This window comes from Sinorhizobium sp. M4_45 (genome assembly GCF_002885915.1).
In the GTDB taxonomy this organism is placed as follows: Bacteria; Pseudomonadota; Alphaproteobacteria; order Rhizobiales; family Rhizobiaceae; genus Sinorhizobium; species Sinorhizobium meliloti_A.
On the sequence record NZ_NWVE01000001.1, the window covers coordinates 911,786 to 927,624 of the forward strand.

A 15,839-nucleotide genomic window follows, 5' to 3' on the forward strand; every position below is an offset into this window, starting at 1 on the left:
CACGCCGAGCCAGTGCGTGGCATGTTTCGCAATGATTAGGATCTGCTGAATAAATTCAGTCTTTTGTTGTGTCGGATCGAAAAGGACGCAGTACTCGCCGGCGCAAATCGAAGGAGGCCGCACCCCTGGGCAGGGCTGCATACGAGACCGCGCGCCCGGTCGTCCATGACGCCCATGATCGGCGTGAATTTCGCCGCCCGCTCATGAAGCGTATCGAACATTAGGCGCGCGGCATATTGCTTCGGAATCAAAAAAGGCGGTTACCCGCCTTTTCCGATCATCGCAAAGATGCGGTTCGGAGGGTGTCAGGCGGCGCCCTTGACGGAAATACCCTGTCCCTGAAGAAGCGTCTGCAACTCGCCCGCCTGGAACATCTCCCGCACGATGTCGCAACCGCCGACGAACTCGCCCTTTACGTAAAGCTGCGGAATGGTCGGCCAATTGGAATAATCCTTGATGCCCTGACGCAGATCGGCATCGGCGAGCACGTTGATGCCCTTATAGTCGACGCCGACGTAATCCAGGATCTGCACCACCTGGCCGGAGAAACCGCACTGCGGAAACTGCGGCGTTCCCTTCATGAAAAGAACGACGTCGTTGCTCTTGACCTCGTTATCGATGAAATCGTTGATTCCGCTCATCTTGTCTTCCTTCCTGCGCCGGTTTCAAGGACCGGATGTCGATTGGGGTCTAGATAGCACGCATGGACGTGGTTTTCACCACCCAATCGCAAAATTATTGATGGTCCCTCAAAGTTCGGCTTCCGCACCACTATCAGCGGGGGAACGAGGGCTAGGCCATCGGGATCTAGGCCGAGCGGCGGCGCAGTTTGCTCCGGGAAGCCGCGGTCCGGCGACAGCTCACCTGCTTTTTTGCCGGTTTACGCAAGGCCGCCTCGACGATGTCAGCCAGTATGCCGCCAGACTTGGCTTTCCTGCTTCGCCGTTTCGCCCGCTTGGCCGCGGTTCCGGCCGCTCTGGTTTTCTTGAGGATCTCTTTCAACGCGCTGTCAACGACCCCGCTTACGAGCTCCTTGATCAGGTCGGCCATTTCCGTCTTACTCCGGCGCGCTGGTTTGAAGGGCGAGCGCATGCAGAATGCCGCCCATGTTGCCCTTCAAGGCGTTGTAGACCATCTGGTGCTGCTGCACGCGCGTCTTGCCACGAAACGCTTCGGCCACGACTTCGGCGGCATAGTGGTCGCCGTCACCGGCCAGATCACGAATCGTGACCTTTGCGCCGGGAATCCCGGCCTTGATCATGTCTTCGATATCGCCTGGTGCCATGGGCATGATACGCCAACTCCCTTGTAATTTTGCGACGCGGCCGCATTGCCGCCGCCCGCTATGAACTAAAGGGAACACGATTCAGGGGCCGAAGGCAAATGCTGTTTCGGCCGTCTGCCGGCCGGCGGGTCAATTGTCCGGTGCGAGATCGCCACCCATGTAATTGGGGAACCACGCCTCATGTGCGGAACGCAATTCATCGACGGATACGGGCCTGGCGTTTCCGAGGTGCACCGCATTTCCGCCTGTCCTGCCGATCACCGGCAGCGCAACGCCGGCGGCTTTTGCACGCGCGGCCACCGTCTCGGCCGAACTCTCCGCGACGGTTACGACATATCGGCCCTGGTCTTCGCCGTAGAAGACCGGGATCGGGTCGTGTTCCGCAGGTGCATCGATCGTCGCGCCGATGCCGGAAGCGATGGCCATCTCGGCCACGGCGAGCGCAAGTCCGCCCGAGGAGCAGTCGTGCACGGCCGTGACCAGGCCGTCCTCGATCAACCCGCGAACGAAATCGCCGACCTTGCGTTCATGGCCGAGGTCGACATGCGGCGCCGGACCGTCGGTGCGGCCATGAATGTCGCGCATGTAGACCGACTGGCCGATGTGCGTTCCCCAGCTCTGCGGAGCACCGGCGAGGAGGATGGTCTCGTTCGCCGCAGCAAAGCGAATCCGCGCCATCTTCGACCAGTCGCGGACGAGGCCGACGCCTCCGATGGTAGGGGTCGGCAGGATCGCCTGGCCGTTTGTCTCGTTGTAGAGAGAGACGTTGCCGGAGACGATCGGGAAGTCGAGTGCCTGGCAGGCCTCGCCGATGCCTTTGATCGCATGGACGAGCTGGCTCATGATCTCCGGCCGTTCGGGATTGCCGAAGTTCAAATTATCTGTGGCGGCGAGCGGCAGCGCGCCGGTCGCAGTCAGGTTGCGCCAGCACTCGGCAACCGCCTGCTTGCCGCCCTCGAACGGATCGGCTTCGACATAGCGCGGCGTAACGTCCGAAGAAAAGGCAAGTGCCTTGGTCTCATGGCCCTCGACGCGGATTACGCCGGCGTCGCCGCCCGGAAGCTGCAGCGAATTACCCTGGATCAGCGTGTCATACTGCTCATAGACCCAGCGGCGCGAGGAATTGTTGGCGGAACCGACAAGCTTCAGAAGCGCATCGGACACATCAGCCTGCGGAATGTCGTTGGTGGCGAGCGGCGAGGGTGTCCTTGCCGGCGTCCAGGGGCGGTCGTATTCCGGCGCCTCGTCTCCGAGTTCCTTGATCGGCAGGTTCGCGACTTCTTCGCCCTGGTGCAGAATACGGAAGCGCAGGTCGTCGGTGGTCTTGCCGACGATAGCGAAATCGAGGCCCCATTTGACGAAGATGGCCTTGGCTTCCTCTTCTTTTTCCGGGCGCAGCACCATAAGCATGCGCTCCTGACTTTCCGAAAGCATCATCTCATAGGCCGTCATGCGCTCTTCGCGCACCGGCACCTTGTCGAGATCGAGTTCGATGCCGAGATCGCCCTTGGCGCCCATTTCGACGGCCGAGCAGGTGAGGCCGGCAGCGCCCATGTCCTGGATCGCAATGACCGCACCGGTCTGCATCAGCTCCAGGCAGGCTTCGAGCAGGCACTTCTCGGTGAAGGGATCGCCAACCTGAACGGTCGGGCGCTTCTCCTCGATCGACTCGTCGAACTCGGCCGATGCCATCGTCGCGCCCCCGACACCGTCGCGTCCGGTCTTGGCGCCGAGATAGACGACCGGGAGGCCGACGCCTTCCGCCTTCGAGTAGAAGATCGCGTCGGTCTTGGCGAGCCCCGCAGCGAAGGCATTGACGAGAATGTTGCCATTGTAGCGCGCATCGAACTCGACTTCGCCGCCGACCGTCGGCACGCCGAAGGAATTGCCGTAGCCGCCGACGCCTGCGACGACGCCCGAGACGAGGTGGCGGGTCTTCGGGTGATCCGGTGAACCGAAGCGCAGCGCGTTCATCGCCGCTACTGGACGCGCACCCATCGTGAAGACATCACGCAGGATGCCGCCGACGCCCGTTGCCGCTCCCTGGTAGGGCTCGATGTAGGAGGGGTGGTTGTGGCTCTCCATCTTGAAGACGACGCAGTCACCGTCGTCGATGTCGACCACGCCGGCGTTCTCGCCCGGGCCCTGGATGACGCGAGGCCCCTTGGTCGGGAGCGTGCGCAGCCATTTCTTCGAGGATTTGTATGAGCAATGCTCGTTCCACATGGCCGAGAAGATGCCAAGCTCCGTAAAGGTCGGCTCGCGCCCGATCAGGTTCAGGATGCGTTCGTATTCGTCGGGCTTGAGCCCGTGCGAGGCGATCAGGTCCGGGGTGATGGGGCGGGTGTTGGAAATCGTCATCGTCGACCGTCAAATCCTTCGGGCGGCGCGCAACCCTCGCTTCGAAGGGAAGGCGCGTGCGTACCGCAACGTAACAGGGGCGCTTTGCGGCTTCTTTAGCCTATGCTGCGGCGCGGCGCGACAGAAAAATACGGTCGATCAACAGGGCGGCAGCCCGGATTTCAGTCCGTCGGACCGGGACTCTAGAACTGATAGCCGAGCATCAGCCCCGCGCGCGTGAGCCCGTCGTTCGGGCCGTCGCAGAGGTTGGCATTGGACGCATGCTCGACCGTGGCCGAGAGATTCCAGTGATCGTCGAAACGGTAGCCCACGGCTGCATATTCGCGAAACAGCAGCCTGCAGCCGAGTTTCGGTCCGTCCGATCCATCGTCATTGAGATCGCCGTCATGCACCGTGCCGCCGGCGCCGAGCTCGATGAAAAAGCGCTCGGTGATGTCGGCATTCCAACTCAAGCCGGCGTAGATTTCGTTTACGCCGCTGGACGAGGTCGCGACGGACGCGCCGGCATGGATCCGCGGCCGCAGGATTTTCTCGACAAGGCCGCTTGCGCTGCCGGCGCCGAGCGGATCGAAGAACAATGTAGCGGAGGGGAAGACCCCGTCTTCCTGATTTGAGCCATTGCCGATCGAGGTCGTAGCGCCGAACCGCAATTCATCGAAGACACCTTCTGCTGCACCGGCCTGAGAACCGATGAGTGCGCTCGAAAGCGTCAGGGCTGCTGCAACGAATGTAAACGGTCCCCGACCTGCAAACGAGCGGAAATCCTTCATGCCCAAACCTTCCAGTGCGAATCAATTCTGCGGGATAAAAAGCAAGAATAGATTGCCGAGGCTTGTGCGAAAGTCACCTCTAAAAAGTAATCAATCGAAACTGTCGTATCCGGCGCGCCCGCTATCGAGGAGACGGCGCAGTATTTCGAAGCCTCTTCGTACCTCGGATCGTTCGATTGGCGAGGAGAAACCGACGCGGATACGGTGAAAAACCCGGTCGGAGCGTCCGGCCTTGAATTCATCCTCGTCGTCGATGAGCACGCCCTCCTGCAGGGCGGCCTGCTTGAAGGTTCCGGAAAGCCAGGGCTCGGGCAGCTTCAGCCAGAAAAACGGAATCTTCGGATGCGAGTTGAAATCGAAGCCTGTGAAGATCTCGCGCGCCAGAGCTTCGCGTGCGCCTATTTCCTCGACGCCGCGATTGCGCAATACCGACGCCGATCCGGAGAGGACCAGACGGGCGCAAAGCTCCGCGAGAATGAAAGGCAGGCCGCCGCTCACCATCTTGTGGGCTACGCGGATGCGCTGGCTGAAATGCGGCGGGCAGGCGACCCAGCCGCCGCGCACGCCGGCAGCAACGGACTTCGAAAGACCGCCGACGAGGAAGGTTCGCTCGGGCGCAAGCTCCATCAGCAATGGCAGCGGGTCGCCGGTCATGGAACCGTAGAGATTGTCCTCGACCAGCCAGACGCCGTATTTGCGCGCGATGTCGGCGATTGCCTGGCGCCGGTCGAGCGGCATGACCGCCACCGTAGGGTTCTGCGCGCCGGGCATCAGAAAGGCGAGTTTCGGGTGCTGCTGGGCACAGACACGCTCGAAATCTTCCGGCCGCATTCCGAATTCGTCGCTTTCCACCAGCGCGATCCGCCGGCCGATGAGGCCCGCGCTGCGGCTGATCTGGGAATAGGTCAGCGTCTCGAAGGCGATGCGGTCGCCCGGGGAGGTGACGGCCGAGATCACCGCGACGACTGCGGCATGAGCCCCAAGCGTCGGGACGACCGTTTCCGGCCCAGGCCGGAAATTGCCGCGTGCCAGCCATTGAGATCCAGCCTCGAACCAATGATCCGGAAAGTTGCGGGCATAGCTCGCAATGTCCCCGTGATGCTCGCGGCTGATGTCTCCGAGCAATTGCGCCAGGATGTCGCCCTGTCCGATATCAGGAGCGGCGGTGCTGTCGAAGCGGAGCTTGCCGGCTGGAGCTATGAGCGGGCGCGTCCCTGAAAGCGACGTCGTCAGCGGATCCGACTGCTCCGGCGGCCGGCTTTCCGGATGATCGAGAACGTAGGTGCCGCGGCCGACCTCGCCGCTGACCAGGCCACGCTCGCGGACAATGCCGTAGGCGCGCCCGATCGTGCCGATCGTGACCCCTACATCGAAAGCGAGATTGCGCTGGGGCGGCAGCTTCGTACCCGCGGGCAGGGTGCCGTTGCCGATCGCCTCTTCGATCTGGTCGGCAATACGCGCGTAAAGCGGCCCGTGACCTTGTTCAATGTCGGGAAGCCAAGTTGTCATAGTGACAATTCTCTATATTGCGCGACATATCATGTCAATTATCTCAATGGGAACAGATTCAATGTGAGCAATGGTGGTGACAATGGGTGCAATTGATGCAATTCAGCCCCGGGAGTGCAATGCGCGGCCACCGGCCCGCTTCGGCATTGATTCACGAAGTGGCGCGGGAAACCTGTTGTCGCGGCTTTGGCAACTTTATTGCAAACTGGCGTCCAAGAGGCGCAGCCGTCTGGCGCTCGACGAACTGAGCACGCATCTGCTCGACGATATCGGTGTGAGTGAAAAAGAGGCGCGGCGTGAGTCGGCCGTCCCTTTCTGGCGGTAGGTGTCCGGCGATTGCTTCCTCCCTGTCCCGTCACACGAGATGAGAGCGGCGCCGCGTCTGCGGCGCGGAAGAGTCTTTCCAGTCCAATGACTTGGCCTGGCCGGACTCCTCCGTGAGAGCATCGCCCCCGCGGAAGGGCGCGTTGCCGAAGATGGTCGGATCAGCTGCAGCCTTTGCCGCCGGCGGCCCAACGGCGCACGTCCGCGGCGATGCGCGTCCCTACGGGCTCGCTCATCAGCGGGCCGAACGCCTGCAGGCGGGCTGGTTGACCCTCGGCCTCGACCACGGCAAGCGGGCGCGATTCCGGTGATTTGCGCGGGACAATCAGGATGCGCGGGCGTCCGGAGAAGGAGTTGAGTTCGGGGGCGAGGCGATAGGCTTTGAACGCCGCATCGCCAGACTTGAACCAACAGCCATTCGCGCCGAGAGCGATGCGTTCCATGGTCGGCAGCGCGGCGGAACTCGCGGCCGGTGCGGCAGGGCGCCCCGACTGGCAACCGGCGACAAGCGTCAGGCTGGCGGCAACGCAGGCGAGCGCAAGGGAACGTCCGTTAACAATGGATGACATAGGAGGTCTCACGGGAACTGGTGGCGAATGCCGCCTTCCAGCGGCGACCGGAGCAATTTCATAAGTACGAAGCGATTTTCCGCCCGTAGTGCTACATGACAAAACTTAAGCAGCAATTACGTCCAGCGCCGAGGCGAAGAGTCCTCGGCCGTCCGCGCCGCCATGGGCGGACTCGATCAGATTTTCCGGATGCGGCATCATGCCGAGCACATTGCCCTTCGCGTTCAGGACGCCGGCGATGTCGTTGACGGAGCCGTTCGGATTGGTGCCTTCGGCATAGCGGAACACGACCTGGCCGCTGCCTTCGATTGCCTTCAACGTTTCCGCATCGGCGAAATAGTTGCCGTCATGGTGGGCGACAGGGCTGCGGATTACCTGACCCTTGGCGTAGGCGCGGGTGAAAGCGGTGTCGGCGTTGACGACTTCCAGCTTCACCTCGCGGCAGACGAACTTCAGCGAGGCGTTGCGCATCAGCGCGCCGGGCAGGAGGCCCGCTTCGACGAGGATCTGGAAACCGTTGCAGACGCCGAGGACGCGCACGCCTTGCTCCGCCTTGGCCTTGATCGCCTGCATCACCGGCATGCGTGCAGCGATCGCGCCGCAGCGCAGATAGTCCCCATAGGAAAAGCCGCCGGGAATGACGATCAGATCCACATCCGGGATTTCGGTCTCGGTCTGCCAGACGGTGACAGGCGCCTTGCCGGAAATCTTCGTCAGCGCCGCGATCATGTCGCGGTCGCGATTGAGACCAGGAAGCTGAACGACGGCGGACTTCATGACGTACCTATCTTGCCTTTGCACCCGGCATATAAGGATTTCCGGGGCTGTTTCAACGCAGTGCAATGGCCGCCCCCGCCGTCAGGCGAGGGAGATGCTGTAGTTTTCGATAACGGTGTTGGCGAGCAGCTTTTCGCACATGGCCTTGAGGTCGGCTTCAGCCTTGGCCTTGTCGGCGGTTTCGAGCTGCAGATCGAAGACCTTGCCCTGTCGCACCTGGCCGATGCCGTCAAAGCCGAGAGCGCCGAGAGCGCCTTCGATAGCCTTGCCCTGCGGGTCGAGAACACCGTTCTTCAGCGTCACGGTTACGCGTGCCTTGATCACTTTTGCTTATCCCCGAGATTACTTGACCAGCACCGGACCCGAACCGCGCGGCGGCTCGTTTTCATTGATGATGCCGAGGCGGCGGGCCACTTCCTGATAGGCTTCGACAAGTCCGCCCATATCGCGGCGGAACCGGTCCTTGTCCATCTTTTCCTTCGTCTCTATGTCCCAGAGACGGCAGCTGTCGGGGGAAATCTCGTCGGCCAGGACGATGCGCATCATGTCGCCCTCATAGAGGCGGCCGCATTCGACCTTGAAGTCGACCAGCTGGATGCCGACGCCGAGGAAGAGGCCGGAAAGGAAATCGTTGATGCGGATGGCGAGCGCCATGATGTCGTCGAGTTCCTGCGGGCTCGCCCAGCCGAAAGCCGTGATGTGCTCCTCGGAGACCATCGGGTCGTCGAGGGCGTCGGCCTTGTAATAGAATTCGATGATCGAGCGCGGCAGGACGGTGCCTTCCTCGATACCGAGGCGCTTGGCAAGAGAGCCGGCGGCAACATTGCGCACCACGATCTCCAGCGGGATGATCTCCACTTCCTTGATCAACTGCTCGCGCATGTTGAGGCGGCGGATGAAATGGGTCGGGATGCCGATCTTGTTCAGATGCGTGAAGATGTACTCGGAAATGCGGTTGTTGAGTACGCCCTTGCCGTCGATGACGTCATGTTTCTTCTTGTTGAAGGCGGTGGCGTCGTCCTTGAAGAACTGGATCAGCGTGCCCGGTTCCGGACCCTCGTAAAGGATCTTGGCCTTGCCCTCGTAGATACGGCGGCGACGATTCATGGATCTGTCTCTGTGGTTGTTGGCGCTCTTGGGAGGCGCATTGGGAATTTTCTCAGCGGGTCCATATCCGAAAAGAAGACAATTAACAATCGGCGTGTCTTTCCATCCCCGGATTAGATTAGGCTATCATGAAAGTCGCCGAAGGCGAAAAGGCGCATTGCACTTTCGAGAGCCTTTTGGTTTATGGCGATAGTGCTTCGGGCAGCATATTTTTCAGGGAGATCGATTGATGACGACGATGCAGGACCGCGAGAAGGCTTTCGAGGCGAAGTTCGCGTTGGACGAGGAATTGAGGTTCAAGGCCACCGCCCGCCGCAACAAACTGCTTGGCCTTTGGGCCGCCGGTCTTCTCGCCAAGTCCGACCCGGAAGCCTATGCGAGCGAGATCGTTGCCGCGGATTTCGAAGAGGCCGGGCACGAGGACGTCGTGCGCAAGATCAAGGCCGATTTCGACGCGGCTGGCGTTGCAATATCCGAGGACGACATTCGCGTCCGCATGATTGAATTGCTCTCGGAAGCGGTTGCACAGCTACAGAAAAACTAAACGACACCTGCATGCCGCCGCCCGGCAGAGACCGGGCGGTGTTTCTTTGAGCGGCGCCCCCGCTGTCATGCGAAGACGCGACCATCGAAGAGTTTTCGCGCGGTTCGTAGAAACGAGCATTCCTCCACGCTGCCGGCGTTGTCGAGCCGAAGCAGGATTTCCATGCGGCCCGTCGGGTGCTCGACGGCCAGGGTTTTTTCCTCGCCCTCCGGCAAGGTGGCGAGGGACGCTGCGGGACTGTTTGGCAGCAGGCACGCCGTGGCCACGCTGAGCGCGCCAAAGACGCCGATCGAAGCATGCACGCGGTGGGGAATGAGGCTGCGGGTCATGATGGCGCCGCCATTCACCGGAAGGGCGACCAAGGTCATCTTGGGGACCGACTTTTTCGTGACGTCGCCCAAATTCATCAGCGGTCCTGCGGCGAGGCGGATGCGCTCGATACGCGCCTTGACAGCCTCGTTCGCCTCGAGCTCTTCGCGGCTCTCATATCCCGTCAGGCCGAAATCCGCCGCCCGCATGACCACGACCGGCATTCCGTTGTCGATCAGCGTGCAGGCAACACCCTCGATCTCGTTTACGGCCGAGCCGGTCGGCAGCAATGCGCCGCAGCTTGATCCGGCGGCGTCCGTGAAGGTCAGATAGACGGGGGCGGCGGGAGTCGGCACCCCGTCGATCGACGCGTCGCCCGTATAGACGGGTCGGCCTTTCGCGGTGCGGATGCGCGCGACAGCAGACTGGGACGTGTTCTCCATGTAGATGCGGATGGCGGTTTCGCCTTCCGCGGCTTCGACCAGCCCGCGCTCGACGGCAAAAGCGCCGACACCGGCAAGGATATTGCCGCAATTCTGGCTGTCGCTTACCAGTGCCTGATCGACGAAGACCTGGAGAAAGAGAAAATCTACGTCGAAACCGGGCCGAGCCGAGGCGCGGACGACGGCTACTTTGCTTGTCAGCGGATCGGCCCCTCCTATGCCGTCGATCTGGCGCGGGTCGGGCGACCCCATGATGCGCAGCAGGAGCCGGTTGCGCTCTCCAGCGTCGGTCGGAAGATCGTCGGCGAGAAAATAGGCGCCTTTCGACGTGCCGCCTCTCATCATCATGCACGCGATACCGTCTGGCGTCATGTGTTCACTCCTGTCAGGCCGTTTCAAGGAAGAGGAAGCGCGAGCAGCTTGCCGAATACCAGATAGGCGATCGCCCAGAAGCCGGCCCCGGTTGCTGCGGCTCGGACGAGCGGCTTCTCGCCCGGAAAGAGCAGCGTCGCCACGCCCGCGCCGATTCCGAGGCAAAGAGCCAGCCCCATCCAGTTCGCGCCGAGACACACGGCGACGAAGAGGGCCATCAAGCCGCTGACGCGCGCAATGTCGAGCCTGCCGTGCGTTCCGCCGAGATCGACGCCCCTCAGGACCTGAACGAGATAGACGGCCGACACCGCCGTACCGAAGACAGCAACCTGAATGGGCAGCGAACCCGGCCCGACATCGCCTCGTGAATGTCCAGCCGGCAGACCGAGGCTCAACAGCAGGAAGCCCGCGTTCCAGCCGATGCACACAAGAGCCGCGACGAGGTTTTGCCAATAGTGCCCGTGCGGTGCCTCCCCGCCGTGCCCGGCGGAGAGGTCATGTTCCGGAGCACCCGATGCGTGACCGCTCATTCGACGTATCCGTTGGCCTTGAGGAATTCGACCTGGTTGGCGAGATCGCTCTGCGCCCGTTTGGTGAAATCCTCTTCCTTCCAGTCGGGGCTATCCTGGAACTGCTCGGTCTGGAACTTCTTCCAGTCCTCGGATGCAGTCACTTTGTCCACTGCAGCCTGGATGGCGCCGACGGTGTCGTCGGGTGTTCCCGCCTTTACCGCGATACCGCGCCAGACCGCCCCCTCGATGTCGTAGCCCTGCTCTTTAAACGTCGGTACGTGGGGCAGGAATGCGCTACGCTTGTCGGTCGAAACGCCAAGCAGCTTGATTTCGCCGCCTTTGACCTGCGCAAGGCCGGTCGATGGCGTCATCATGGCAGCATCGAGGTGCTTGCCGAGAAGGCCGAGCGTCACCTTGCCCGACGCGTCATGCGGGATCCAGCCGCTTTCGAAGCCGCCCTTCGTCATGAGCTGGTACAGCATGTACTGATGAAAGCCTCCGGGCGCATGGCCGCCGACTTTCAGGCCGTTCGGATTGTCCTTCATGTATCCGATGAAATCGTCGACGGTCTTGAATTGGCTGTCGGAAAGCACCGCAAGCGAAGACGGCTCCGATTGCATGGCCCGAAGCAGGCGGAAATCCTCGAGTTCGAAGGGAATGAGGCCTTGGGCGATGCCGAAGGTCAGTGTCCCGGTGAGGACGAGGATGTTGTAGCCGTCGGCCGGCTGCGTCATGATCTGCGAGACGCCGACGGCGCCGCTGCCGCCCGGCCTGTTGTCCACTTTCACCGTCCACCCTGCCTCCTTTTCCAGGAGTTCGGCGAGCTTGCGGCCGTAAGTGTCGAGCGCTCCCCCGGCACCCGCCCAAACCACCAGCGTCACCGGCTTTTCCGGAAATTCCGCGGCGAGGGAGTTCGCCGGTGCTGCAAATCCCGACAGGACGACGGCCAGCCCCACAGCCGCGCCTGCCATGCGCGCGCCGAACGTTCTTCTTGTAATACTCATGTCTTCTCCTCCAGTTGGATGCTTTCAACGGACAGTGCAGTCCGCGTTTCTTCGGTCCGCGCACTGGCGCGGCGCGCCTGGATCCGTCGCCAAAGCGGCGTCAGCAGGCTGACGAGGCTCAGGATGAGGAAGATCAGGCTGATCGGATCGGTGACGAAGATCGTGTAGTCGCCTTGCGAGGACACGAGCGCGGTACGATAGTTCGACTCCACCAGATAGCCGAGTACCATAGCCAGAATGACGGGGGCGACCGGGAAGCGGAGCTTCTTCATGAGATAGCCGACGACTCCGAAGCCGAGCATCAGGTAGACGTCGAACATCAGGTTGCGGATGGCGAAGGCGCCGAGAACGGCAAAGGCCATGATGCCGACGGCGATCACCGCGTCGGGCAGCCGCATCACCCGGGCCATGAGCGGCAGGAAAAGAGAGCCCGCGGCATATTGCACCAGCGACGCGATGATCGTTCCGAAAAGGATCGCATAGACCAGTGACGGCGCCTCGTTGAAGAGCTGCGGACCGGGATGCAGACCGTGCATGATGAGTGCGCCGACCATGATCGCGGTCGTCGGGGAACCGGGAACACCGAGCGCAAGGAGGGGTACGAGTGCGCCGCCGACTGTGGCGTTGTTGGCGGCTTCAGGTGCCGCGATGCCGTTTGCGGAGCCATTGCCGAACTCTTCGGGATGACGGTCCCGGGCGCGGGCATAATCGCGGGCGACCCAGCACGCGATGTTGCCGCCGACACCGGGAAGAATTCCGAGCACGGTGCCTATGGCCGAACCGGAGAGCATGGAGCGCCAGGTTTCCTTCCACAGCGCCGCTGACATGAAGACGTGGCCGACCTTGTCCTTGATGGACGGCGCCGACACCACGCGGCTCTCGACCATCGCGAGCGCTTCCGACACGGCGAAGAGGCCGATGAGTGCCGCCAGAAACGGTACGCCCTCATAGAGCTGGAAAAGTCCGAAGGTGAAGCGCGGCGTGCCGGCGATCGGATCTATGCCCACCGTCGCCAGCGCAAGACCGAAGGCGGCACAGGCAAGACCCTTGACCAGCGAACCACCGGACAGTGCCGCGACCGAGCTCAGGCCGAACACGCCGACGGCGAAGTACCCGGCCGGTCCGAATTTCAACGCCAGCGAGGCGAGCGGCATGGCCAGCAGCAGCAGCGCAAGCCCGCCGAGAACCCCGCCGACGGTGGAGGCAGTCAGCGAAATCGCGATCGCCTCGTTCGCCTTGCCCTGTCGAGCCATGGAATAGCCGTCGATCGCGGTCGCCGCAGCGGCGGCCGTGCCCGGGGTCGACAGGAGGATAGCGCTGATAGAGCCGCCATATTCGGCTGAGGTATAGAGCGAGATCATCAGCAGCATGCTGAGCTCGGGGCCGAGATTGTAGGTGAACGGGATGAGCAGGCTCAATCCGATCGACGGGCCAAGTCCGGGCAGGGCGCCGATGACGATCCCGAGCAGGGCCCCGGTGACGAGTACGGCAACGCCGGAAAGGCTGAAGATGACGCCGAGCGACTGTAAGATACCGTCCATCTCAACTGTCCTTCGCCAGGCGGCGTGCGAGCACCGGTACGAAACCGCGATAGCCGTCATTTACGGAGAGCCCCTGATCCTTCATCGCCGCATGAGCGGCAGCGATCGTCTCGCAGGCAGCCCGCGACATGGGGGCGCTCAGTCCGAGCGATTCGATCGTCTCGGCTGCTTCGGTCATCTCTGTCACGCGACGGGCGCCGTGCTCGAAGGTCCGGGACAGGTAATAGTCGGCCACATTACGCCAATCGAGGCCGGGAAAGGTCTCCTGGACCGAATCAAGAATGCGCTCGGTAACGCCGGCCCGCTCCGCCGAGGACAGAGCTTCGATCAGCAGGGCCTCGACACCTTTGATCATCACCGAACGGATCATCTTCAGCGACGAAGCCTGGCCAGGGGTATCGCCGACCGCTTCGAGGTTCATGCCGAGCGCGTTCAGGCGCCCCGCCACCTCGACGGCACGCTTGCCCGCAACGAGGATCGGAACCTTCTCGGCATAGGGTGGCACGCGCGCCATGACGGCGCCTTCCACGAAGCTGCCCTTCCCGGTAGCGATCGCGCCGGCTGCGAGGGCCTTGGTGTCCGGCCCGACGGAGTTGAGGTCGATGAAGACCGCCTCGCCGGAAAGATGCGGCGCCGCCGAGGCGGCGACGGCCTTCGTCGCGGCACCGACGACGAGCGACAGCACGACATCCGCGGAAGCAATGCCGGCCACGTCGTCGAGCGGTTCGACACCGAGTTCCGCCGCTCTTGCCCGCAGGGCGTCGGAAGCAGCCGGGTCGTTGAAGCGCAAATCGTAAGCGGCGAGCCGCGCGGCGTTCCGGCCGCCAAGCCCGCCGGCGATGGACTGCGCTGCCTCGCCGAAGCCGATGAATGCAATCGTGGTCATTCGTCCTCCCTGCGGAAGTGGCTCCTGCGCCATCTCCCGCTTCAATCGATGTATTTCAGTCCTTTGGCTGCGAGTGCGCCGCGCATGTCGTAGATGTCCAGTCCCAGTTCGCCGGCGGCCAGCCGCTCACGCGTCTTGCGCTCCTTCTCAAGCCTCGCGCGCGAGGCCGCGACCGCTTGTTCTGCCTGCGCTTTCGGTACGACCATGACCCCGTCGTCGTCGGCGATGACGACATCGCCGGGTGCCACGGCGGCGCCTGCACAGACGATCGGCACGTTGACCGAACCAAGCGTCGCCTTCACCGTTCCCTGTGCCGAGACGAACCGTGACCAGACGGGAAAGCCGATTTCCTCCAATTCACTGACATCCCGTACCCCGGCCTCGATGATCAGACCGCGCACGCCACGCACCATAAGTGAGGTTGCAAGCAATTCGCCGAAATAGCCGGCGTCGCACAGCGAGGTCGGTGCGACCACGAGAATGTCGCCTTCGCGGCACTGCTCGACCGCCACATGGATCATCCAGTTGTCGGCAGGCGGTATCGAGACCGTCACCGCCGTACCCGCCACGCGCGCCCCGCGCCAGATGGGGCGCATATAGGACTGCATCAGGCCGGTGCGGCCCATCGCCTCGTGGACCGTCGCAACGCCGCACTCCGCCAGGGCGTCGACAAGGCTCTGACCGGTCCGCTCGATATTCCGGTGAACGACGCTCATCCCAGCGCTCCATGTCCGAGTGTACCGGTGACATGCGGAAACACGGCCTCGTAGGCCTCTCCATAGGTGATCTTGTAGTCGGAATTGCGCGAGGCCTGGACGCCTCGCTGGAGGGCGACACGGGTATAATATTCCCAGAGATGCTCTTGTCCCTCCATGCACTTGATCGCCGCCAGTTTCTTCTCCCAGACATCGGTGATGTCGAGCAGGAAGTTCGGCTTCCAATTGCATTGTTCCGGCTGGTGCGGCTCGAAGAGATAGACAGGCGGGGCGCCGAGTACGGGCGTGCCGGGCTTGTGCCCATGCGCCTGGGCTATGACACGCGCATGCTGCGCGAACTCGGTCGCCATCGGGTGATCGAAGTTATAAGGGTCCTGCCGCGAGTGCGTCAGCATGAACTCCGGGCGTATTTCGCGGTAGAGGTCCACCAGCCGATCGAAGGCTTCCGGCGTCACCTGCATGGGGTAGTCGCCGAGATCGTAGAACAGGATATCGCGAACGCCGAGCGCCTTCGCGGCGTTTTCCGCCTCGCGCCGACGGTCCGCCTTCACGGCCTCGAGAGTCATTCCCGACTTTTTCCAGAGCTTCGCCGACTCGCCGCGCTCGCCGAAGGACAGGCAAACGACTGTGACTGCATAACCCTGTCTTGCGTGGGCCGCGATCGCGCCGCCAGCCCTCCAGACGAAGTCGGCCGAATGCGCGCTGACGACGAGTCCGGTCTTTTGATGCATATCCATGCTCCTTCATTCTTCGGAGTGGACACTGGCATCCGACAGGGCCCCGGTGCTAATACGAAAGCCGAGCCGAGCT

At 62.6% G+C, this 15,839-nt stretch carries 19 protein-coding genes; 2 read left to right on the top strand and 17 right to left on the bottom strand.

From position 1 onward, the window contains the following. Window positions 1-305: 305 nt before the first annotated feature. The 6 genes from grxD to CN933_RS04570 form a co-directional block, all read right to left on the bottom strand. On the bottom strand, window positions 306-641 hold the full coding sequence (gene grxD, locus CN933_RS04545) for a Grx4 family monothiol glutaredoxin (RefSeq protein WP_018095088.1): 336 nt from the start codon (window positions 639-641) through the stop codon (window positions 306-308). 166 nt (window positions 642-807) lie between these two features. After that, window positions 808-1,050 carry a hypothetical protein gene (locus tag CN933_RS04550; protein WP_018095087.1) on the bottom strand — a complete coding sequence of 81 codons (243 nt, stop codon included), beginning with the start codon at window positions 1,048-1,050 and terminating at the stop codon, window positions 808-810. A gap of 7 nt (window positions 1,051-1,057) precedes the next feature. Then, on the bottom strand, window positions 1,058-1,291 hold the full coding sequence (locus tag CN933_RS04555; protein ID WP_003531391.1) for a BolA/IbaG family iron-sulfur metabolism protein: 234 nt from the start codon (window positions 1,289-1,291) through the stop codon (window positions 1,058-1,060). Window positions 1,292-1,414: 123 nt separating this feature from the next. After that, on the bottom strand, window positions 1,415-3,646 hold the full coding sequence (gene purL, locus CN933_RS04560; protein ID WP_102761313.1) for a phosphoribosylformylglycinamidine synthase subunit PurL: 2,232 nt from the start codon (window positions 3,644-3,646) through the stop codon (window positions 1,415-1,417). A 182-nt stretch (window positions 3,647-3,828) separates the two neighbouring features. Further along, window positions 3,829-4,416, bottom strand: a complete 588-nt coding sequence (locus tag CN933_RS04565) for an acyloxyacyl hydrolase (protein WP_018095085.1) — start codon at window positions 4,414-4,416, stop codon at window positions 3,829-3,831. Between the two features lie 90 nt (window positions 4,417-4,506). Further along, window positions 4,507-5,925, bottom strand: coding sequence for an aminotransferase-like domain-containing protein (locus CN933_RS04570; RefSeq protein WP_018095084.1), 1,419 nt, complete (start codon window positions 5,923-5,925; stop codon window positions 4,507-4,509). 82 nt (window positions 5,926-6,007) lie between these two features. Between CN933_RS04570 and CN933_RS31775 the strand changes: the two genes are divergently transcribed. Continuing rightward, window positions 6,008-6,250, top strand: coding sequence for a DUF1127 domain-containing protein (locus CN933_RS31775; RefSeq protein ID WP_234841310.1), 243 nt, complete (start codon window positions 6,008-6,010; stop codon window positions 6,248-6,250). 160 nt (window positions 6,251-6,410) lie between these two features. Here the strand turns inward: CN933_RS31775 and CN933_RS04580 are convergent, their stop codons facing one another. From CN933_RS04580 to purC, 4 genes are all read right to left on the bottom strand, one after another. Then, window positions 6,411-6,818 (bottom strand): hypothetical protein, encoded by a 408-nt coding sequence (locus CN933_RS04580; protein ID WP_018095082.1) that lies wholly within the window; start codon window positions 6,816-6,818, stop codon window positions 6,411-6,413. Between the two features lie 105 nt (window positions 6,819-6,923). Then, window positions 6,924-7,595 carry a phosphoribosylformylglycinamidine synthase subunit PurQ gene (purQ, locus tag CN933_RS04585; protein WP_018095081.1) on the bottom strand — a complete coding sequence of 224 codons (672 nt, stop codon included), beginning with the start codon at window positions 7,593-7,595 and terminating at the stop codon, window positions 6,924-6,926. Window positions 7,596-7,676: 81 nt separating this feature from the next. Next, on the bottom strand, window positions 7,677-7,919 hold the full coding sequence (purS, locus tag CN933_RS04590) for a phosphoribosylformylglycinamidine synthase subunit PurS (protein ID WP_003531405.1): 243 nt from the start codon (window positions 7,917-7,919) through the stop codon (window positions 7,677-7,679). Window positions 7,920-7,937: 18 nt separating this feature from the next. Continuing rightward, window positions 7,938-8,702 carry a phosphoribosylaminoimidazolesuccinocarboxamide synthase gene (gene purC, locus CN933_RS04595; RefSeq protein WP_003531407.1) on the bottom strand — a complete coding sequence of 255 codons (765 nt, stop codon included), beginning with the start codon at window positions 8,700-8,702 and terminating at the stop codon, window positions 7,938-7,940. A gap of 229 nt (window positions 8,703-8,931) precedes the next feature. On the opposite strand from purC, the gene CN933_RS04600 reads away from it, so the two are divergent. Further along, window positions 8,932-9,246, top strand: coding sequence for a DUF1476 domain-containing protein (locus CN933_RS04600; protein ID WP_018095079.1), 315 nt, complete (start codon window positions 8,932-8,934; stop codon window positions 9,244-9,246). A 65-nt stretch (window positions 9,247-9,311) separates the two neighbouring features. Here the strand turns inward: CN933_RS04600 and CN933_RS04605 are convergent, their stop codons facing one another. Genes CN933_RS04605 through CN933_RS04635 form a run of 7 tightly spaced genes read right to left on the bottom strand, consistent with a single transcriptional unit; the run spans window position 9,312 to window position 15,760 of the window. Next, entirely contained in the window at window positions 9,312-10,370 is a 1,059-nt protein-coding gene (locus tag CN933_RS04605; protein WP_018095078.1) for a 4-oxalomesaconate tautomerase, read from the bottom strand. 23 nt (window positions 10,371-10,393) lie between these two features. Continuing rightward, window positions 10,394-10,900: a tripartite tricarboxylate transporter TctB family protein gene (locus tag CN933_RS04610; protein WP_018095077.1), complete on the bottom strand. Its 507-nt coding sequence runs from the start codon at window positions 10,898-10,900 to the stop codon at window positions 10,394-10,396. Continuing rightward, entirely contained in the window at window positions 10,897-11,886 is a 990-nt protein-coding gene (locus CN933_RS04615) for a tripartite tricarboxylate transporter substrate binding protein (RefSeq protein WP_018095076.1), read from the bottom strand. The genes CN933_RS04610 and CN933_RS04615 overlap by 4 nt, the downstream gene beginning before the upstream one ends. Next, complete coding sequence (locus CN933_RS04620) at window positions 11,883-13,427, bottom strand: tripartite tricarboxylate transporter permease (protein ID WP_018095075.1); 1,545 nt, start codon at window positions 13,425-13,427, stop codon at window positions 11,883-11,885. Before CN933_RS04620 ends, CN933_RS04615 begins: the two co-directional genes overlap by 4 nt. A 1-nt stretch (window position 13,428) precedes the next feature. After that, window positions 13,429-14,313 carry an NAD(P)-dependent oxidoreductase gene (locus CN933_RS04625; RefSeq protein WP_018095074.1) on the bottom strand — a complete coding sequence of 295 codons (885 nt, stop codon included), beginning with the start codon at window positions 14,311-14,313 and terminating at the stop codon, window positions 13,429-13,431. Window positions 14,314-14,354: 41 nt separating this feature from the next. Further along, entirely contained in the window at window positions 14,355-15,029 is a 675-nt protein-coding gene (locus tag CN933_RS04630; RefSeq protein ID WP_018095073.1) for a 4-carboxy-4-hydroxy-2-oxoadipate aldolase/oxaloacetate decarboxylase, read from the bottom strand. Then, entirely contained in the window at window positions 15,026-15,760 is a 735-nt protein-coding gene (locus CN933_RS04635) for a PIG-L deacetylase family protein (RefSeq protein WP_020487475.1), read from the bottom strand. The genes CN933_RS04630 and CN933_RS04635 overlap by 4 nt, the downstream gene beginning before the upstream one ends. Window positions 15,761-15,839 lie beyond the last annotated feature (79 nt).